This window comes from Nonomuraea roseoviolacea subsp. carminata, assembly GCF_024172185.1.
GTDB lineage: Bacteria > Actinomycetota > Actinomycetes > Streptosporangiales > Streptosporangiaceae > Nonomuraea > Nonomuraea roseoviolacea.
The window spans coordinates 6,601,123-6,618,857 of the sequence record NZ_JAMZEC010000001.1; the positions used below are offsets into that span (position 1 = coordinate 6,601,123).

Genomic DNA, 17,735 nt, shown 5'->3' on the forward strand with positions numbered 1-17,735 from the left:
CTCAGCCGTAGTAGTCGCGGATCTCCCAGAAGCGGGACGGGTGACTGTCGCAGGTGTACTGGACGGCCTCGATGTTGTTGTCGGTGCTGACGCCGCCGGCGATGGTCAGGCACTTGCCCGTCTGGACGTTCCGGAACTGGACGTGCTGGCCCGACTGAGTGCCGAGCGCCCAGTAGCGCGACGGGTGGCTGTCGCAGGTGTACTGGAGGGCGACGACGTTGTTGTCGGTGCTGACGCCGCCCGCGATGGTCAGGCACTTGCCCGTCTGGACGTTCCGGATCTGCAGGTACCCGCTGGAGTAGCCCCAGACGTCCCAGCGGCGTGAGGGGTGGCTGTCGCAGGTGTACTGGACGGCGTGGACGTTGTTGTCGGTGCTGACGCCGCCGGCGATGGTCAGGCACTTGCCGGTCTGCCAGTTCACGAGCTGGACGTTCGACGCCGCCCAGACCGCCGCGTGGGACGGGGCGGCCGACGCCGGGACGGCGGTGGCCGCGCCGAGGGCGAGCAGGGGAGCGATGAGGACTGCCGTGCGAAGGATGTGTGACTTCATGTGAGCCAGCGTGCGGGCGCGGAGGCGGCCTGGCTTGAGTACCGCGTACTCAAGGTGACGAGCGCATCGTCGATCACGCGGTCAGCTCCATGCCCGGAACGGCCCCGGTCCACGTGGATGGACCGGGGCCGTTCGATCGTCGCCGGGCTTGGTCTGCCTCTCCTTCGGAGGCCGCTGGTCACAGGCTGCGGGCGGTGATGTCGCCGTTGGAGGTGGTGGCGTGGATGTCGAGTGCGGGGGAGCCGTCGTTCTTGAGGGAGTTGCTGACGCGGCCGTGGGTGGTTCCGGCGTCCAGGGAGGCCGAGACGCCGGCGGCGGCGGTGATCGAGATGTCGCCGGACTGGGTGCGGAGGACGACCTTGCCGCCGGTGGCCTCGGCGATCCGGATGTCGCCTCGGGCGGTGGTGATCTCGGCGGGGCCGGCGAGGCGGGCGACCTCGACGTCGCCGTCGGTGGCGGTGAGGCGCAGGCCGGCGGTCTCCTCCAGGGTGATGTGGTGGTAGGCGCCGTCGAAGGTGACGTCGCCGAGGCGGCCGGTGGTCCGGAGTTCGGCAGCTTCCGTCCTGGCCTGGACGCCGGATCCGGCGGGCAGGTGGATGGTGACCTCGACGGCTCCGGTGGGGCCGAGGTACGGGTTCTTCGTGGGGGTCTCGATCCGCAGGACGCCGTCGGCGTAGCCGGCCGTGGTCTGCTCGGCGGCCTTGACGTCGCGGCTCTTGGAGGTGTCGGCGGGCCGGATCTCGACGGTGGTGTCGGTGCGGTCGGCGGCGACGAGGTGGACGCGGCCGGCGGGGACGGTCAGGACGGCGGTGATCGGGGCGGTGGTGGCGAACGTCTGCATGGTGTGCTCCTTGTGCTGTGTTCTTTCGAGATCCACCATCGCCGACCGCCCTGATACCGCCCTGTCGCCGTCCTGACGCCCCCGCTGACATGCGTCAGTTCAGGAACAGGTAGTCCGCCTTGTAGGGGACGCCCGCCTTCGCCCCGGGCTTGCACGAGCCGGTCGGGGCGAGCCCGCCCTCGGTGTTGAGCCGCAGCACCTGCGTGACCCCCGCCAGCAGGCCGCCCTTCGCGCCCGACGGGGTCGCGGCCAGCACCAGCTCGGGGATGGCCCGCTCGCCGTTGGGCGTCTTGGTGACGACCTTGCCGCGCACCGCGCTGCCGTCCGGGGCGATCCACTGCGGCGGCCCGGCGGCCGGGGTGACGAACGAGTGCGCGATGCCGCGCCGCAGCGAGGCCCGCACGCCGTACTGGGTGAAGGCGTAGCCGCCGCCCGGCTGCTTCGTGCAGGCGTAGATCTGGGCGCCGCGCAGCACGTCGGCCGTGACCGCGCGCGGGTGGGCGAACGGCCGGCCGGACAACTGGCCGCGCACCGCGCCGCCGCCGAACTCGGTGGTGTGCAGGTTGCTGTAGTACCTGCCCGGGTGGGCGGCGATGCGCCGGACCACGGCGGCGGGCACCTCGGCCTCACCGGCCACCCCCGTGATCCCGGCCGGCAGCCCCTTCGGCGCGGCGAACAGGTCGGCCACGACCGCGCCGTTGCGGCCCCGCGCGCCCTTGTGGATGTGGCCGTTCGTCACGGGCGCGAGCCCCGACCAGAGGGCGGTGTAGCCGACGGTCCCGCCGTGCGGGCGCAGCCACCACACGGCCCGGCCGTCCTTGTCGCCCCGCCTGGCCCCGTCCTTGGCCTGGACCTCCTGCGCGCCGTCGGCCCGCGAGCTCAGCGTCGCCCGGTTGCTGCCCTGGAGCACGCCGTCGAGGTCGGCCGGGGCGGCGAGCCGGTGGAGCTGCCCGCGCACGGCCCCCTTGGGGTGGCGGGCGTCGTGCACGTTGGCGTAGAAGCCGCCCGGGTCCTCGACCAGCGCCCGGACCAGCTCGGGGTCGGCGTCCACGGCGCCGCTCACGCCGAGCACGCCGGCGGGCAGCGGCTTGGTGAGGAACTCCAGCCGTACGTCGCCGTTCGCGCCGCGCGCGCCGAGGTGGATGTGGGCCGCGGTCGGGGAGCCGATCTTGTTCCAGCGGATCGCGAAGGCGACCCGGCCGCCGCCGACGCGGAGCACGACGGTGGCGCGGCCGTCGGCGTCGCCCTTGACGCCCACCTCGTTCGCGCCGCGCAGCCCGGCGGCGAGGTAGACGTCGCCCGCGTCGGCACGGGACACGGCCGCCTGACCTCCGGCCGCGCGGGACGTGGGCGGCGAGGTGGTGGCGGAGGCGGGCAGGGCGGTGGAGGCGAGGGCCGCCGTGAGCAGTCCGGCGGCGACGACGGCGCCGGTACGGGGGAGCCTGAGGCCGCGGGTGGGCCGGGAGCTGGGCATGACAGAGCTGGACATCGCGAACCTCTGCATTCGGGCGTTCGGGCGTTCGATTCGGTACGGCAGGCAGTACGAGGCCCGGACGCGCTGAGGTTCAACCCGCGAATGTGTAAAAGTACCGACAGACCACAGGGCACGAAAAATGCCCTCCCACCATGGGTGAGAGGGCATCGGGCACGCGCTTCCGGGCGCGGACGTCACACGTTGACGGTGAGCAGTTTCTGCCCCGCCGAGGTGACCACCTCGAAATGGTCGATCTTCTCCAGCGGATCAGGGCTTCCCCCGTGCGTGTACAGCGGCTCGGGCTGGCCCGGCACCCCGTAGCCCGCCGACGGCACGGCCCACCCCGTCATGACCCGCCGCTGCCCCGACTTCGACACCGACACCAGCTCGCACTCCAGCGGGCCCTTCACGCCCGACAGCTTGAGCGCGGCATGGGTGCCCCACGCCTTCGACTCGATGACCAGGCCGCCCGTCACGCCGGCGGCGCCGGTGCCGGCCACGGGTGTGCCGTCGGCGTAGAACTGCTCGGCCGGGCCCAGGTGGTTGTGCTGCCCGGACGCCGCGACCGCCGGCGCCCCCGAGTCGCCGAGCTGGGTGCCGATCGTCAGGCCGCCCGCCACCAGCGTCACCGCGGCGGCCATGCCGATCACGATCGTGCCCCTGCGCGCGCGGCGGTCGGCCGCCCGCTTGCGCCGCATCAGGTCGACGACCTCCGCCTCGCCGCGCGACGGCGGCGGGCCGAGATCCTCCAGAGGGCCGATGCCGACGAGCGCGCCCGCCACCCCCGACAGGTCGGCGAGCTCGGCGGCGCACGGCGGGCAGGTGGCCAGGTGCTCCTCGAAGGCGGCCTTGTCGTCGTCGTCCAGCAGGCCGAGGGCGTAGGCGCCCACATCGGTGTGCTCCACTCGCGACGTCACGCCGTCACCCCCCTCTCCTCCAGTGCGACGCGCAGGGCGCGTACCGCGTAGTACACCCGGGACTTCACGGTGCCCACGGGAATCCCGAGGGCCTCGGCGGCGTCGTTCACCGACCGGTCCCGCAGGATCGTCTCGTTGAGGATCTCGCGGTGCGCCGGTGACAGCGCCCTCAGCGCGTCTGACACGAGCACCTGGTGCAGCAGTCCCTCCATCTCGTCGGGCACGGGCACGCTCTCCAGCGGCCCGTCGCCCGACTCCTGAGGGCGGGCGTCCCTGCGCCGCCGGTCATCGATGACGATACGTCTCGCCACGGTCGCGAGCCAGGGCATCAGCGAGACCGATGCCGGGTCCAGCCGCTCCGCGCTGCGCCAGGCCCTGATCATGGTCTCCTGCACGACGTCCTCTGCCCACTGCCTGTCACCCCCCGTCAGCCGTACCACGAAGGCGAGCAGCGGTCCGTGGTACTCCCGATAGAGAGCCGAGACGACGAGATCGTCGTCGGGCCGCACACGCCTGATCCAGTGGCTCAACCGTGGCTTGCCCATGAGGCCGGCTCCCTCGGCCGAGGGTGGGGGATACGTGCTGGTCCGCATCATTCCCCTTTCTCGAGCTGTCGGCAGGAAGTACGGCCGGCGCTCCGGCCGGGGTTCAACGACACGCCGAGAAATATGCGATTGCGCCCGGACGGGGCAGCTGCGTAGAGTCTCCGCGACGCCCGAACACCGGTGCGTCGGCGCGGCCCCCTGCGGTGGCCGCGCGGCGTGGAGAGATCGCGGAGCGCGTCGTGCGCGGCCGCGGTGCGAGAAGAGGAGGTGGAGACCATGCGGATTGTTCTGTTCCGCCTGCGTGCCGTCCACTTCCGGGTGTCCGCCTGAGCCACCCGGCCATCCCTTCTCAGCAACTCTTCACAGCAGAGGAATCACTCCGTTGTCTTACGATCTTTCGCTGCTCGGCTGGACCGCGTCCCGCGCCGCCGAGCTGCCCGCCGGCACCGTCCCCGGGCGCGTCGCCCGCGTGGACCGCGGCGCCGCCGAGGTGATCACCGAGGACGGCCAGCACCACGCCCGCCACTCCGCGCGCGTGCGCCGGGCGTCCGCCGAGGACCCGGTCGCGCTGCCGTGCGTCGGCGACTGGGCCGCGCTGCGCCCGCTGCCCGAGGGCCGTTACGAGCTGGAGGCCGTGCTGCCGCGCACCACGGCGTTCGTCCGCGGCGGCGTCGGCCGCGTCTCGCGCGGCGGCCTGTCCGGCGACGGCCAGGGCCAGGTCCTGGCGGCCAACGTCGACGTCGTGTTCGTCGCCGAGCCGTCCATGCACGCGACCGACTTCGCCGACCTCGGCCGCATCGAGCGGCTCGTGGCGCTGGCCTGGGAGTCGGGCGGCACGCCGGTCGTGCTCGTCACCAAGGCCGACCTGTTCGAGCAGGGTCTCGACGACCTGCTCGCCGACGTCCACACCGCCGCGCCGGGCGTGGACGTGCACGCCGTGTCCTCGCTGCGCGGCGAGGGTGTCGAGCTGGTGCGGGAGTACCTGGAGGGCTCGCGCACCGCCGTCGTGCTCGGCCCGTCCGGCGCGGGCAAGTCCACGCTGGTCAACGCGCTCGCCGGCGACGTCGTGATGGAGACCCAGCAGGTACGCGCCGCCGACGGGCGCGGCCGGCACACGACGGTCCACCGGGAGCTGATCCCGCTGCCCGGCGGCGGGCTGGTCATCGACACGCCCGGCATCCGCCGGATCGGCCTGTACGAGATGCACGAGGGCGTGGACCTGGTGTTCTCGGACATCGACGAGCTGTCGGCCCGGTGCCGCTTCCACGACTGCGGGCACGACTCGGAGCCGGGCTGCGCGGTGCTGGCCGCCGTGGAGAGCGGCGACCTGCCGGAGCGGCGGCTGCAGAGCTGGCGCAAGCTCCAGCGGGAGGCCGCGTGGATGGCCGGCCGCACGGACGCCCGGCTCCGCAAGGAGCAGCAGAACCGGTGGAAGATCATCCACAAGGAGATGCGCCGCTCGGGCCGCTCCCGCCCCTGACCCGTCCCGCTCCTCGCGCCGGTGTGTGCGGACGGCTCGTCCGCATCCGCGTGCGCACGTTCATGGCGCGGCCGTCCTGCCCGCATGCGTGCGCACGTTCATGGCGCGGGCGTCTTGTCCACGCTCACGCGGCGAGCAGATCGGGAGCCCGGCCGCACGTGTACGCGGGGAGCGGGTCGGCCGGGCTCGGCCGCACGTGCACGCGGGGAGCGGGTCGGCCGGGCCGGTCTGGTCGCAACGGGTACGCCGGTGTGCGGAGCCGGGCGGATGCGTGGGCGGGGGAGCGGTGCCGGGCGGGGTAGGACCAGGGCATGGACGTGTTCGCGGACCGGGCCGAGGCCGGTGAGCTGCTGGCCGAGCGGCTGCGCGACCTCCGCGACCCCGTGGTCCTCGCCCTGCCCCGGGGCGGCGTCGCCGTGGCGCTGCCCGTCGCCCGGCGGCTGGGCGGCGTGCTGGACGTGCTCGTCACCCGCAAGATCGGCTATCCGCCGATGCCCGAGCTGGGCGTCGGCGCGATAGCCGAGGGCGGCGAGCCCGTGCTGGACCTGCCGCTGCTCGCCCGCCTGGGGCTGCAGCCGTCGTCCGTGGCCGGCGTCGTCGAGGACGAACGCCGCGAGCTGGCCCGGCGGGTACGGGTCTACCGGGGCGACCGGCCGCTGCCTGAGCTGACCGGGCGCGAGGTGGTCGTGGTGGACGACGGGCTCGCGACCGGCGGCACCGCGCGGGCGGCGCTGCGGGCCGTGCGCCGGGCGAAGCCGGCCTGGCTCACCCTGGCGGTGCCCGTCGGGGCCCGCGAGACGGTGCACGCGCTGCGGGAGGAGGCCGACGACGTGGTGGTGCTGGCGATGCCGCCGGACTTCCGCGCGGTCGGCCAGTGGTACGTCCACTTCGACCAGCTCAGCGACGCCGACGTCCTCGACCTCCTGAACCAGGGCAGGGAAGGAGAGCCGAGCCCCTAGCCGACCCTCGGCAGGGATCGTCTTCGCCACCATCGCCCTGGCCGGTGCGACGCTCAGCGTGCCGGCCCACCGGCGGGAGACGTCCGGGGCCGAGGAGGTCTCCACGGTGTCCCACCACGTCACGGTCCTGCGCCAGTGCGGCATCGTCTCCACGCGCATCGACGGCACGGCGCGGCCGAGCCGGCTGCGCAGGGACGACCTGGAGCGCCGCTTCCCCGGGCTGCTGGCCTCGGTCCTGCCCGCGGGCCCGCGCGTCAGAAGCTGCTGAGCCGCCAGGCTCTCGGCGCGACCGCGGAGTTGAGCTGGAGCAGGACGATCAGCACGATGCTGACGTACGTGTTGATCACCGACAGCGCCACGGCCACCGCGTACAGCCCCTGGTAGCCGATGATCCGGCGCCGGTGCGCCAGGCGCGTGTCGCGGTCCACGTCCGCCTTCAGCAGCCCGGCCCGGTGCCCGTACGTGATGCTCGCCAGCAGCATCGCGCCGAGCAGCAGCAGGTCCAGCCAGTAGACGGCCAGCGCGAGCCGGTACTCGATGTACTCGCCGAGCAGCGCCGTCGAGAACGGCATGAGCGAGACCGCGGCCAGGAACGCGAGGTGGATCCACGTCAGGTGCCGGTCGGCCCGTTCGAACTGGTTGAGCTGCGTCTGCTGGCCCACCCAGAAGATGCCGAGCGTCAGGAAGCTCATGACGTAGGCGAGCAGCTTCGGCGCGAGCAGCGCGAGCGCGTGCCAGAGCTCCTGCTCCGCGCCGAGGGCGCCGCCCTCCCAGACGGGTCCCTGGTGGTGGACGGTCTCCATGACCGGCACGTGCAGCTCCAGGACCAGCAGGGTCATGGCGATGGCGAACACGCCGTCGCTCAGCCCGGCCAGCCGGCCGATGCTGCCGCCGGAGAAACGGGTGTAGAGGGCCGGCATCAGGCGGGCTGGCCGGTGGGACGCACGACCACCGTGTTCACGTCCACGCCCTCCGGCTGGGCCAGCGCCCAGGCGACGGCGTCGGCGATGTTCTCGGCGGTGAGCAGCGGCCCGTCGGGGCGGCCGTCCGGCCAGAACGCGGTGTCCACCCGGCCGGGCGCGATCAGCGTCACGCCGACGCCGTCGCCGGTCACCAGCAGGCGGGTGTTCTCGGCGAGCGCGGTCACCGCCCACTTCGTCACCGAGTACATGTTGCCCGGCGCGTGGCGGAACCCGGCGACGCTGCCGATCAGCACGATCCGGCCGCGGGTCTCGCGCAGCGCGGGCAACGCGGCCTTCACCAGCAGCGCCGGGCCGAGGACGTTGGTGAGCACCATCTCGCGCAGCCGGTCCGGGTCGGTCTCGGTGAACGGGCCGTGCGTGGAGAAACCGGCGTTGGCGACCACGTGGTCGAGCCTGCCGTACTCCTTGACGGTCGCCTCCACGGCGTCGCGTACGGAGTCGTGGTCGGTGGCGTCGCCGGGCAGCCGCAGCACGCCGGGAACCTGGGCGAGCCTGGCCTCGTCGCGGCCGGTGACGGCGACCGCCTGCCCGTCGGCGACCAGCCGTCGCGCGAGGGCGAGCCCGATGCCGCTCGACCCGCCCGTGATCAATGTCGTCTTCACCGGGCACACAGTAGGGGCACAGCCCCCCAGGGGCCAATAAATGCCTTGATGGCAGGTCAGAGGTAAGGCGATCGCTTACGCGGCGAGGACGGCCCAGACGACTTTGCGCCGGGTGCTGGAGACGACCCAGCCCCACGTCGTGCAGATCGCCTCGACCAGTCGTAACCCGCGCCCGAACTCGGCGAACAGGTCGGGGCGGACCGTGACCGGCGCGGCCGGGCTGCGGTCGGTGACCACGCAGGCCAGCTCGGCGCCGTAGGCCAGCAGCCGCAGCTCGTCGATGCCGCCGCCGTGGCGCATCGCGTTGGTGACCAGTTCGGAGACCACGAGCTGCGCCTCGAACGCCACGGCCTCGGACCCCCAGTCGGTCAGCGTGTGGTCGACGAAGCGCCGCGCCGAGGAGACGCACGCGGGCTCGACCAGCCCGTGGAAGGGGAAGACCACGTCGCAGGGCGTCGGCAGCCCGCCCAGCAGGACGGACGCCAGCCATTCCGGCGGCCGGGCCCCCGCCGCGGCGGCGGCGTGCGGCCGTGCGTCGAAAGTCGTCATCGTGGCCCCCGATGCGCGGTCTGTTAAGTGATCCACAGCCATCTTTACGGCATGCGCTTTCCGATGCAAGACTTTTCATCGTTTACAGATGCAAATCGCATCTGCACGTGCAGATGATCTAGGAGCGGACGGAGTGAGCGCACCGAGCGCGGAGGGGCGGGTCCTCGGCTTCACGCCGGGGAGCCCGACGGTGCTGCGGATCCTGCTGGGCACCCAGCTGCGCAGGCTCCGCACGGAGAAGGGTATCTCGCGCGACGACGCCGGATACGCGATTCGCGCTTCTCATGCCAAGATCAGTCGGCTGGAGCTCGGACAGGTCAGCTTCAAGGAGCGCGACGTGGCCGACCTGCTCACCCTGTACGGGGTCACCGACGAGGCCGAGCGGGCCCCGCTGCTCGGGCTCGCCCGGCAGGCCAACGCCCCCGGCTGGTGGCACAAGTACGGTGACCTGCTGCCTTCCTGGTTCGAGGTGTACATCGGCCTGGAGGGCGCGGCCTCGGTCATCAGGACGTACGAGAACCAGTTCGTCCCCGGCCTGCTCCAGGCGCCCGGCTACGCCCGCGCGGTGATCCGGCTGGCGCACGAGGCGGCGCCGGAGGAGGAGATCGAGCGGCGGGTGCGGCTGCGCACCACGCGGCAGCGCCGCCTGGAGGGCGAGGGCGCGCTCACCCTGTGGGCGGTGATCGACGAGGCGGTCGTGCGGCGCGCGCTCGGGGGCCCCGAGGCGATGCGCGAGCAGATCGACCACCTGCTGGAGATGACCGCCCTGCGCAACGTGACCGTGCAGGTGATGCCGTTCGACCGGGGCGGGCACGCGGCCGCCGGCGGGCCGTTCAGCATCCTGCGCTTCCCCGAGCGCGACCTGCCCGACGTCGTCTACATGGAGCAGCTCACCAGCGCCCTCTACCTGGACAAACCCGCCGAGTCCGAGAACTACACGCGGGTGATGGACCGGCTGAGCATCCAGGCCGAGTCGCCGGCGCGCAGCAGGCGTTTCCTGGAGGAGCTCCGCGCGTCGCTGTGACCCACCCCATAGGGGGGAATTTGGCCATCAGGCGGGTGGCCGGCCGCGCGCTGCCGTAGTCTCAGCTCGCAAAGCACGGATGCACGTGCATTTGCAAGCGAGGAGCTTCTTCCATGCATGGGTTCCGCAACGGAACGCCCGCCGGCCGTCTTCCCGTCGTGTGGCGGAAGAGCAAGCGGAGCAACCCCAACGGCAACTGCGTCGAGGTGGCCACCCTTCCGACCGGGGAGATCGCGATGCGCAACTCGCGCTTCCCCGACGATCCCGCGCTCGTCTACACGCGCGCCGAGATCACCGCGTTCGTCCTGGGGGCCAAGGACGGGGAGTTCGATGACCTGATCGTCTGATCCGCATCGTCATCCGCGAGAAACGGGGGTTTCCGGGAACGACGAGAGCCCGGCGCCGAGGGAAGGCGCCGGGCTCTTTCGCGTGCTCGGGTTGAGAATCCTGCCTGATCATGCAGTTGTCCCGACCGGGTTCGCCGGGGTCCGGCGGGGGGCCGGGCCCCGGTTCATCGGGACAACTGCGGGATCACGCGGTGCTCGTGGCGCGCTCGCGGCGGCCGGGCGGGTCAGGCGGCGGAGATGCCGGCGCTGGCGGCGCGGCGCATGCGACGGCGACGCTCGGAGGCGCGCTCGTCCTCGTTGAGGCCGCCCCACGTTCCGTACTTCTCCGGGCGGGACAGCGCGTAGTCCAGGCACTCGGTGCGGACCGGACACTGCGCGCAGATCGCCTTGGCCTTCCGCTCGCGAACGTCGCGCTCGGGCTGGCGCTCCCCGTCGGGGCCGAAGAAGAGTACGAGGTCCTCACCCCGGCACGCGGCATCATCCTGCCAACCCCAGCTGGGGCGCGGGCGGGCGAGCTGCCGACGTACCTGAGACATGAGAAAACCACCTTCGTGAGAGGTATTTCGGTAATTGAGCCGCATTGGACGCTTTCGGCGTCACTGTTCCAACGCAAGGAGGGGCCGTGATGTTCCCACAGTCAGGTGAGCGCCGGCGTGGCGTACCGCACAGGCGAGAGCCTGTCCAGCGAAACCAGCCGGTAGGTGGTGATCGTCTCGGCGCAAACCGTGCCGCACGGCGCTCGGAACGCCGAGGGCGTGACCACAACCCGGAGCCGGACGTCGCCGCAGCGCACGATGGCGTGGGTGACGTCGCCGTCCAACCTGGAGGATTCCACGGCCACTGCGCCGACAGAGCACTCTCCCGTATGGGCTCGGGCGAAGTGCTCGACGGCTTGCAATGGCTCAGGGATGCCTGCGCGTCCCCGGTAGCGGTCGAGAATGATCTCGCCCGACCGGTACGCGTTCGCCGCTGCGATCGCAGCAGCCTGAGACATGCTGCCGTAGAAAATTCCGTGTGGCAAGCACACGAGGTTGGCGGCGTAGCGATCGCCGCCAACGTGTGACGTTTCCCATACTCTGTCCGGCCAAACCTCGGCCAGGTCACGAGCGAGGGGTAGTCCAATGCGGGCGCAGCACGCATTGCGCTTGGCGTGCGTGCAGACCAGAAATACCGGCTCGTCTTCAAGTATGCAGGACTCCGGGACCACTCCGGCCACCAGCGCGTCCAGGTCAAGATCGTCCGGACCTGCGACGACGCCCGAGGCCAGCCACGGTTCGGGGCCCGCGCCGTAGGCGACTAGCACACGCAGGCCCTGCCCCGCCTGACGGGTCCGGCGGCCGGGGCGGCGGATCAGCTGCGGCCGTACGCCGCGCTCCAGGGCCCGCTCGACGAGCCGCGCGACGTCATGCGGGAGCTCCAGGTTCTCCAGGTGGGAGGGCCACGCGCCGGAGTACTCGACGAGCAGCCACAGCCGGGCTCCCACGGTGGCGCTGGCCAAGGTGGGCACGGTGCCGGTGTGGCACCCGTCCGGATGTTCGCAGCCCCTGGCCAACGCTCCCCCTCCGCGCCCGTACGACGTCGCCTGCCCGATATTAGGTAAGACTAACCTAACGGTAAGGCGGGGCCGATGCGGGGATTCCGCCCGACGTGTCCCCGTCGAGTCGGGCGGCCCGGCGCGTGACGTCAGGCGCCCGGCGGCTCCCCGGCGGCGGCGCGGGCCAGCATGGCGCGGGCGGCGGGCAGCGCGGCGGCGCGGTCGGCCGCGACCAGCCCGACACGGGTGCGCCGGTCCAGCAGGTCGCCCTCGTCCAGGGCCCCCTCGTGCAGCGCCGACCAGAGCAGCTCGCCCGCCGTGACGCCCGCCCCCACCTCCTCCGGGTACGCCCGGACGAGCGGCAGCACGGCGGCCGCCTCGGCGCCGTAGCGCTCCACCAGCCGCGCCGGCGGGCCTTCCCCGGCGCCCGACGCGCCCCGCGTCGGCAGACCGTCCGCGGCGCCGGACACCCCCTGCGCCGGGAGGGCGCCGACGAGCGGCAGGCGGGCCGTGCGGCACGGCCCCGCGCCGAGCCCGGCGGCGGACACGGCGCGGTCCACGGCGTCCTGCGCCATCCGCCGGTACGTGGTGAGCTTGCCGCCCACGACCGTGACCACCGCGTCGCCACGAGCGCCCCACCGGCCCCTCTCGCCCCCGAGGACCGCGTGGCGGCGGGAGAGGTCGGCCGTGCCGCCTTCGCCCGCCAGCAGCGGCCTCAGGCCCGCGTAGGCCCCGGCCACGGCCTCGCGGGGGAGCGGGACGTCCAGCACCGCGTTGAGGAGGCCGAGCAGCGCCCTGACGTCATCCTCCGGCGCCTCCGGCACGTCGGGCACGGGCCCGTCCACGGGCTCGTCCGTCAGCCCCGCGTACGCGCGCCCGTCGGGCTGGGGGAGCAGGAGCGCGAACCGGTTGCCCGCGCCCGGGATCGGCAGGTGCAGCCCCGCCGTGAGCCCCGGCAGCGTCCCCGGCGCGAGCACCAGGTGGGTGCCCCGCGACGGCCGCAGCCGCACCCGGGGGTCCAGCCCGCCCGCCCACACGCCGGTCGCGTTGACCACCACCCTGGCGCGGATCTCGAACTCCTCCCCGGTCAGCTCGTCGCGCGCCCGCGCCCCCCGCCCGGTCAGCTCCAGGACCCGGCACCGGGTCAGGATCCGCGCGCCGTGCGCGGCGGCCGTGCGGGCGAGGGCCACGACCAGCCGGGCGTCGTCGAGCAGCCGCCCGTCCCACGACAGCAGCCCGCCGCGCAGGCCGTCCGGGCTGAGGAACGGCGCCAGCCGGCGCGTCCGTGCGGCGTCGAGGCGCGACGGGCCGGGCAGCAGGGGCCGCGGCGTGCGCGCGGCGGCGCGCAGCGCGTCGCCGAGCCGGTAGCCCGCCATGACCGCGGCCTCCCGCGCCCGCGAGACGTCCCCGGTCAGCGGCAGCACGTACGGGTGTGCCCGGACCAGGTGCGGCGCCGTGTGCCGCAGCAGGACGCCGCGCTCCACGGCGCTCTCGTGGGCGATGCCCACCTCGCCCTTGGCCAGGTAGCGCAGCCCGCCGTGGATCAGCTTGGAGCTCCACCGGGACGTGCCGAAGGCGAGGTCGTGCGCGTCCGCCGCGACCACGGACAGGCCGCGCGCGGCGGCGTCCAGGGCCGCGCCCGCGCCCGTCGCGCCGAGGCCCACGACGAGCACGTCGGCCGTCTCCTCGGCGCTGCGCGCCAGCTCCGCCCGCCTCCTGGGGGCGTTGAGCGAGCTACGGATGTCGATCGAGCTGTCCAAGGTATCCCTCCAGCAGGGCCGCGAGCTCGGCGTCGAGGTCGTCCAGGGTGACCCCGCCGTCGCCGCCGGGGCCGGTCATCGCGGGCGCCGAGATCAGGAACGACTGCGCCACCAGCAGGACCGCCCGCGCCGTGCGCGGATCGCCCGTGACGCGTTCGAGCAGGGTCAGGACTGCGTCGTGGGTGGCGCCCCTGCGGTGCAGCAGGTACGGCAGGAGCAGCTCTGGGTCCGCCTCGACGATCTTGACCCAGAGCGGGTGGGAGCGCAGCCGCCGCACGCCCTCCACCACGGCGGCCACCGGGTCGGACAGGTCCAGGTCCTCCACCGCGCGCAGCCACTCGCGCGTCATCAGGTCGGCGACCAGCGACCGCACGTCCGGCCAGCGCCGGTAGAGCGTCATGCGCGAGACCCCGGCCCGGCGGGCGACGTCGGTGAGCGTGGTCCGCCGCACCCCGTAGGCCAGCACGCAGTCACGCGCCGCGTCCAGAACGCCGTCATTGTGACGAATCGCCGTCATGTGTCACAGTGTAGACATGTCCGCTGAACCCATGCTCTGGTCCGGCTGGGGCGACCCCGCCCTCGCCCGCGAGCTGCCCGGGCCGGTCCGCGAGCTGCTGCGCGACCTGCTCGGCGTGCGCGGGCCCGCCGCGCCGGCCGTGCCGCTGGAGTCCGTACGGCTGCCGGAGACCACGCTCGACGGCCGCGTGCTGGAGGCCCTGGCCGGGATCGCCGGAGCCGGGCACGTGCTCACCTCGCACGAGGCGCGCGTCCGGCACGCCCGCGGCAAGTCGACGCCCGACCTGCTGCGCATGCGCGCCGGCGACGCCCTGGACGCTCCCGACGCGGTCGTGCTGCCCGGCTCCCACGCCGAGGTGGCGGCGCTGCTGGAGCTGTGCTCGCGCGAGCGCGTGGCCGTCGTCCCGTTCGGCGGCGGCACCTCCGTCGTGGGCGGCCTGACGCCCGACCGCTCGCCCGATGCCGCCGGCGCGGCGTTCGCGGGGGTCGTCGCGCTGGACCTGTCCCGGATGAACCGGCTCGTCGGGTTCGACGCCGAGTCGCGCGTGGCCGAGCTGGAGCCCGGCCTGCGCGCCCCCGAGGCGGAGCGGCTGCTGGCCGCCCACGGGATGACGCTCGGCCACTTCCCCCAGTCGTTCGAGTACGCCACGCTCGGCGGTTTCGCGGCGGCCCGGTCCAGCGGGCAGGCGTCCGCCGGGTACGGCCGCTTCGACGACATGGTGGTCGGCCTCACCGCGGCCACCCCGACCGGCACCCTGGAGCTCGGCCGCGCCCCACGCTCCGCCGCCGGGCCCGACCTGCGCCAGCTCCTGCTCGGCTCCGAGGGCGCCCTCGGCGTCATCACCTCACTGCGCCTGCGGGTCCGCCCCGTGCCCGCCGAGAAGGTCTACGAGGGCTGGCGCTTCCCGACGTTCCGCGAGGGCGCCGCCGCGCTGCGGGCGCTCGCCCAGGACGGACCGCTGCCCACGGTGCTGCGGCTGTCGGACGAGACCGAGACCATGGTCGGCCTGGCCCGCCCGGACGCCCTGGGCGGCGGCGGGGCCGGATGCCTGGTGATCGCCGGCTACGAGGGCGCGTCCGTCGCCGCCGCCCGGGCCGGGGCCGGCGCCGTGCTCGCCCGCCACGGCGGCGAACCCCTCGGCGAGGAGCCGGGACGGGCCTGGGAGCGCGGCCGCTTCTCCGCGCCGTACCTGCGCGACTCGCTGCTGACCGCCGGCGCGACCGTGGAGACGCTGGAGACCGCCTGCTTCTGGTCGGGGCTGCCCCGCCTGTACGACGCGGTGCGGCTGGCGCTGCTCGGCGCGCTCGGCTCGCCGCTGGTGATGTGCCATGTCTCGCACGTGTACGAGACGGGCGCGTCGCTGTACTTCACCGTGGTGACGGCCCAGGACGGCGACCCGGTGGAGCAGTGGGCGACGGCCAAGCGGGCCACCCTGGAGGCGATCGCCGGCGCGGGCGGCACCGTGTCGCACCACCACGGCGTCGGCCGCGACCACCGGGAGGCGTACGCGGAGGAGCTGGGGCCGGTGGGCGTGGAGGCGCTGCGCGCGGTGAAGGCGCGGCTGGATCCGCGCGGCGTGCTCAACCCCGGCGTGCTGGTCCCCTGAGGTCAGGGGGGCGGGTCGGCCGCGGCCCCGGCCTCGCGCGCCGCGGCGGCCGCCTCGCTGTAGCGGTGCAGCTCCTCGTACGTCTCGGTCAGCGTCGCCAGGCACATCACCAGCGCCGGGCCGCCGAGCGGCCGGGCCAGCGCGACGGCCTCCAGCGCGTACGGTAACGCCTCGTCCGCCCGCCCGCGCCCGAGCAGCACCCGGGCCATCGCCCGCAGGGAGCGCACCAGCAGCGGCGTGTGCGTGAGCGGATCCCGGCCGGCCAGCGCGCGGCTGCGCTCGACCGCCTCCCCGACGCCGCGGACCCGCGCCCGGCTCCCGCGCCACCGCGTGTGCGCGTACGCCAGTAAGCCCTCGACGGCGGCCACCTCCGAGGTGTCCCGCCGGGTCGCATCGTCCGGACCGTTCCGGGCCATGGCAGCCCCTCCCGCGGCCGACAACCGCTTGCTTGGGGCGTGAGGCTACACAGGGGAACCTTCCGTGTCGAGAGCGGCACGGAGCGTTCGGGATGCGCGCCGGAAAGATCACGGTAAAGATATGGTCATGGTGGAAGCGGCGGCCGAACGCGGAAAGCAGCTCTCGTCCCGGGTGTCCGAAGAAGGGGCGGGCTGGACCTGCGCCCGGATCGGCACGTTCGACGCACTGCGTCCCAAGACCAAGGGATTCACCTGGTTCGATCCCCGCACCCTCCTGCGGTCGCGCAACGAGATCCTGGCCGGGCTGTTCGGCGACCCGTCGCCCGAGGTCCGCGAGCGCTGGGTGAGCGGACAGCTCGAGGGCGGCGCCGACCCCGGCTTCCGCATCAGGACCGGCCTCGGCGGCTCCTTCGACTTCCTGCTGCTCGGCGACACCGGCGAGGGTGACGCCTCCCAGTACGCGGTCGTGCCCGGCCTGCTGCGCGTCGGCCAGGGCACGGCGTTCGCGGTGGTGGCGAGCGACGTCATCTACCCGGCCGGATCAGGCAACGAGTACGGGGACAAGTTCTTCCGCCCGTACCAGGACTACGACGCCCCCATCTACGCGATCCCCGGCAACCACGACTGGTACGACGGGCTCGGCGGCTTCATGCGGGTCTTCTGCGACGCGCCCCCGCTCAAGCCCCGCCCGGTCACCGGACGGCTGCGCGGGCTGCTGTGGCGCCGGCCCGAGACCATCGACGAGCCCCGCCTGGCCGAGGCCCGCAAGCTGCGCGCCCGCCCCGCCCAGCAGGCCGCCGGCCCGGCCGCCCAGCCGGGGCCGTACTGGGCGATCGAGAGCGACAGCCTGCTCGTCGTGGGCGTCGACACGGGCATCAAGGGCCTCATCGACCGGCGGCAGACCGCCTGGTTACGCGAGGTGTCGCTGGACCCCAGGCCCAAGATCCTCGTCACCGGCAAGCCCATCTACACGCGCAACGAGTACAAGCCCTCGCCGCTGGAGGAGGGCGGGACCATCGACGACATCGTCCGCGACCCCCGCCACCGCTACGTGGCCGCCATCGGCGGCGACGTCCACAACTACCAGCGCTACCCCGTGCGGGTCGGCGACCGGGTCATCCAGTACGTCGTCTCCGGCGGCGGCGGCGCCTTCATGCACGCCACCCACACCATCGACCGGGTGGACGTCGCCGGCGTCCACGAGGACGACTTCAGGTGCTACCCGCTGCGCGGCGACTCCCTGTCGTTCTACAGCCAGCTCTACGCCCGGCGGCTCGGCATGAAGTGGCTCTACCTCACGCCCGCCGAGGCGGCCTGCGTCATGTCCGAGCACATCGGCGCGACTCCCGTGCGGCCCGTGGCGTCACCGGTGCGGATGACGGCGCGGATCAGGTGGGCGGCGCGGCTGCTCGGCGGCCGGCCGTGGCCGCTGCGGCTGCCGGTCGGCCGGGTCTTCCACCGCTACCTGTCCGAACTGTCCGACTGGGACACGCCCCCGTTCTTCAAGCAGTTCCTCCGCCTCTCCGTCACCCCGGACACGCTCACCCTCCGCTGCTTCGCCGCCACCGGCTGCCTGGACCAGGAGCTGGAGCCGCCGCTGGAGGACGAGGTGCGGATCGCATTGTCGTAGG

The 17,735-nt window shown here is 73.6% G+C and carries 20 protein-coding genes; 7 read left to right on the forward strand and 13 right to left on the reverse strand.

The genetic code is table 11. From position 1 onward, the window contains the following. Position 1 precedes the first annotated feature (1 nt). From HD595_RS30500 to HD595_RS30520, 5 genes are all read right to left on the reverse strand, one after another. Positions 2 to 550, reverse strand: a complete 549-nt coding sequence (locus HD595_RS30500; RefSeq protein WP_253774992.1) for an RICIN domain-containing protein — start codon at positions 548 to 550, stop codon at positions 2 to 4. Positions 551 to 728: 178 nt separating this feature from the next. Beyond that, positions 729 to 1,391 carry a DUF4097 family beta strand repeat-containing protein gene (locus tag HD595_RS30505; RefSeq protein ID WP_253774994.1) on the reverse strand — a complete coding sequence of 221 codons (663 nt, stop codon included), beginning with the start codon at positions 1,389 to 1,391 and terminating at the stop codon, positions 729 to 731. 94 nt (positions 1,392 to 1,485) lie between these two features. Further along, positions 1,486 to 2,880 carry a CHRD domain-containing protein gene (locus HD595_RS30510; protein ID WP_253774996.1) on the reverse strand — a complete coding sequence of 465 codons (1,395 nt, stop codon included), beginning with the start codon at positions 2,878 to 2,880 and terminating at the stop codon, positions 1,486 to 1,488. A 179-nt stretch (positions 2,881 to 3,059) separates the two neighbouring features. Beyond that, the gene (locus HD595_RS30515) at positions 3,060 to 3,782 is read right to left on the reverse strand and encodes an anti-sigma factor family protein (protein ID WP_253774998.1); all 723 of its coding nucleotides are present in this window, start codon (positions 3,780 to 3,782) and stop codon (positions 3,060 to 3,062) included. Further along, positions 3,779 to 4,327 (reverse strand): sigma-70 family RNA polymerase sigma factor, encoded by a 549-nt coding sequence (locus tag HD595_RS30520; protein WP_235994335.1) that lies wholly within the window; start codon positions 4,325 to 4,327, stop codon positions 3,779 to 3,781. The genes HD595_RS30515 and HD595_RS30520 overlap by 4 nt, the downstream gene beginning before the upstream one ends. A gap of 382 nt (positions 4,328 to 4,709) precedes the next feature. On the opposite strand from HD595_RS30520, the gene rsgA reads away from it, so the two are divergent. From rsgA to HD595_RS30535, 3 genes are all read left to right on the forward strand, one after another. Beyond that, positions 4,710 to 5,807, forward strand: a complete 1,098-nt coding sequence (rsgA, locus tag HD595_RS30525) for a ribosome small subunit-dependent GTPase A (protein WP_253775000.1) — start codon at positions 4,710 to 4,712, stop codon at positions 5,805 to 5,807. A gap of 311 nt (positions 5,808 to 6,118) precedes the next feature. Continuing rightward, positions 6,119 to 6,766, forward strand: a complete 648-nt coding sequence (locus tag HD595_RS30530) for a phosphoribosyltransferase (protein ID WP_253775002.1) — start codon at positions 6,119 to 6,121, stop codon at positions 6,764 to 6,766. Positions 6,767 to 6,824: 58 nt separating this feature from the next. Next, positions 6,825 to 7,034 carry a hypothetical protein gene (locus HD595_RS30535; RefSeq protein ID WP_253775004.1) on the forward strand — a complete coding sequence of 70 codons (210 nt, stop codon included), beginning with the start codon at positions 6,825 to 6,827 and terminating at the stop codon, positions 7,032 to 7,034. On the opposite strand, the gene HD595_RS30540 is transcribed toward HD595_RS30535, so the two are convergent. The 3 genes from HD595_RS30540 to HD595_RS30550 form a co-directional block, all read right to left on the reverse strand. Beyond that, positions 7,021 to 7,686, reverse strand: a complete 666-nt coding sequence (locus tag HD595_RS30540; RefSeq protein ID WP_253775006.1) for a TMEM175 family protein — start codon at positions 7,684 to 7,686, stop codon at positions 7,021 to 7,023. The genes HD595_RS30535 and HD595_RS30540 overlap by 14 nt on opposite strands. Next, positions 7,686 to 8,351 carry an SDR family oxidoreductase gene (locus tag HD595_RS30545; protein WP_253775008.1) on the reverse strand — a complete coding sequence of 222 codons (666 nt, stop codon included), beginning with the start codon at positions 8,349 to 8,351 and terminating at the stop codon, positions 7,686 to 7,688. The genes HD595_RS30540 and HD595_RS30545 overlap by 1 nt, the downstream gene beginning before the upstream one ends. A 75-nt stretch (positions 8,352 to 8,426) precedes the next feature. Then, on the reverse strand, positions 8,427 to 8,900 hold the full coding sequence (locus tag HD595_RS30550) for an ATP-binding protein (RefSeq protein ID WP_253775010.1): 474 nt from the start codon (positions 8,898 to 8,900) through the stop codon (positions 8,427 to 8,429). 88 nt (positions 8,901 to 8,988) lie between these two features. On the opposite strand from HD595_RS30550, the gene HD595_RS30555 reads away from it, so the two are divergent. Further along, a complete protein-coding gene (locus HD595_RS30555) occupies positions 8,989 to 9,924 on the forward strand; it encodes a helix-turn-helix domain-containing protein (RefSeq protein ID WP_420540724.1) in 936 nt (311 codons plus the stop codon). Between the two features lie 113 nt (positions 9,925 to 10,037). Beyond that, positions 10,038 to 10,271, forward strand: coding sequence for a DUF397 domain-containing protein (locus tag HD595_RS30560; protein WP_175603780.1), 234 nt, complete (start codon positions 10,038 to 10,040; stop codon positions 10,269 to 10,271). Positions 10,272 to 10,495: 224 nt separating this feature from the next. Here the strand turns inward: HD595_RS30560 and HD595_RS30565 are convergent, their stop codons facing one another. The 4 genes from HD595_RS30565 to HD595_RS30580 all read right to left on the reverse strand — a co-directional run bounded on the left by HD595_RS30565 (position 10,496) and on the right by HD595_RS30580 (position 14,082). Further along, positions 10,496 to 10,807 carry a WhiB family transcriptional regulator gene (locus tag HD595_RS30565; RefSeq protein WP_101784355.1) on the reverse strand — a complete coding sequence of 104 codons (312 nt, stop codon included), beginning with the start codon at positions 10,805 to 10,807 and terminating at the stop codon, positions 10,496 to 10,498. 101 nt (positions 10,808 to 10,908) lie between these two features. Next, a complete protein-coding gene (locus tag HD595_RS30570) occupies positions 10,909 to 11,778 on the reverse strand; it encodes a sucrase ferredoxin (protein ID WP_253775014.1) in 870 nt (289 codons plus the stop codon). Positions 11,779 to 11,954: 176 nt separating this feature from the next. Further along, on the reverse strand, positions 11,955 to 13,565 hold the full coding sequence (locus HD595_RS30575) for a glycerol-3-phosphate dehydrogenase/oxidase (protein ID WP_253775016.1): 1,611 nt from the start codon (positions 13,563 to 13,565) through the stop codon (positions 11,955 to 11,957). Further along, positions 13,540 to 14,082 (reverse strand): TetR/AcrR family transcriptional regulator, encoded by a 543-nt coding sequence (locus HD595_RS30580; RefSeq protein WP_253775017.1) that lies wholly within the window; start codon positions 14,080 to 14,082, stop codon positions 13,540 to 13,542. Before HD595_RS30580 ends, HD595_RS30575 begins: the two co-directional genes overlap by 26 nt. 16 nt (positions 14,083 to 14,098) lie before the next feature. Between HD595_RS30580 and HD595_RS30585 the strand changes: the two genes are divergently transcribed. After that, positions 14,099 to 15,688, forward strand: a complete 1,590-nt coding sequence (locus tag HD595_RS30585; protein WP_253775019.1) for an FAD-binding oxidoreductase — start codon at positions 14,099 to 14,101, stop codon at positions 15,686 to 15,688. A gap of 2 nt (positions 15,689 to 15,690) precedes the next feature. Here the strand turns inward: HD595_RS30585 and HD595_RS30590 are convergent, their stop codons facing one another. Continuing rightward, positions 15,691 to 16,104 (reverse strand): tetratricopeptide repeat protein, encoded by a 414-nt coding sequence (locus tag HD595_RS30590; RefSeq protein ID WP_253775021.1) that lies wholly within the window; start codon positions 16,102 to 16,104, stop codon positions 15,691 to 15,693. A gap of 121 nt (positions 16,105 to 16,225) precedes the next feature. Between HD595_RS30590 and HD595_RS30595 the strand changes: the two genes are divergently transcribed. Next, complete coding sequence (locus HD595_RS30595) at positions 16,226 to 17,734, forward strand: metallophosphoesterase family protein (RefSeq protein ID WP_253775023.1); 1,509 nt, start codon at positions 16,226 to 16,228, stop codon at positions 17,732 to 17,734. The last annotated feature ends 1 nt before the right edge of the window (position 17,735 follow it).

Coding starts and splice junctions, on each gene's coding strand:
- HD595_RS30550 (WP_253775010.1), bottom strand. CDS start 8,900: ATGACGACTTTCGACGCACGGCCGCACGCCGCCGCCGCGGCGGGGGCC.
- HD595_RS30520 (WP_235994335.1), bottom strand. CDS start 4,327: ATGGGCAAGCCACGGTTGAGCCACTGGATCAGGCGTGTGCGGCCCGAC.
- HD595_RS30540 (WP_253775006.1), bottom strand. CDS start 7,686: ATGCCGGCCCTCTACACCCGTTTCTCCGGCGGCAGCATCGGCCGGCTG.
- HD595_RS30580 (WP_253775017.1), bottom strand. CDS start 14,082: ATGACGGCGATTCGTCACAATGACGGCGTTCTGGACGCGGCGCGTGAC.
- HD595_RS30590 (WP_253775021.1), bottom strand. CDS start 16,104: ATGGCCCGGAACGGTCCGGACGATGCGACCCGGCGGGACACCTCGGAG.
- HD595_RS30505 (WP_253774994.1), bottom strand. CDS start 1,391: ATGCAGACGTTCGCCACCACCGCCCCGATCACCGCCGTCCTGACCGTC.
- HD595_RS30565 (WP_101784355.1), bottom strand. CDS start 10,807: ATGTCTCAGGTACGTCGGCAGCTCGCCCGCCCGCGCCCCAGCTGGGGT.
- HD595_RS30500 (WP_253774992.1), bottom strand. CDS start 550: ATGAAGTCACACATCCTTCGCACGGCAGTCCTCATCGCTCCCCTGCTC.
- HD595_RS30595 (WP_253775023.1), top strand. CDS start 16,226: ATGGTCATGGTGGAAGCGGCGGCCGAACGCGGAAAGCAGCTCTCGTCC.
- HD595_RS30560 (WP_175603780.1), top strand. CDS start 10,038: ATGCATGGGTTCCGCAACGGAACGCCCGCCGGCCGTCTTCCCGTCGTG.
- HD595_RS30510 (WP_253774996.1), bottom strand. CDS start 2,880: ATGTCCAGCTCTGTCATGCCCAGCTCCCGGCCCACCCGCGGCCTCAGG.
- HD595_RS30530 (WP_253775002.1), top strand. CDS start 6,119: ATGGACGTGTTCGCGGACCGGGCCGAGGCCGGTGAGCTGCTGGCCGAG.
- HD595_RS30585 (WP_253775019.1), top strand. CDS start 14,099: ATGTCCGCTGAACCCATGCTCTGGTCCGGCTGGGGCGACCCCGCCCTC.
- HD595_RS30555 (WP_420540724.1), top strand. CDS start 8,989: ATGCAAATCGCATCTGCACGTGCAGATGATCTAGGAGCGGACGGAGTG.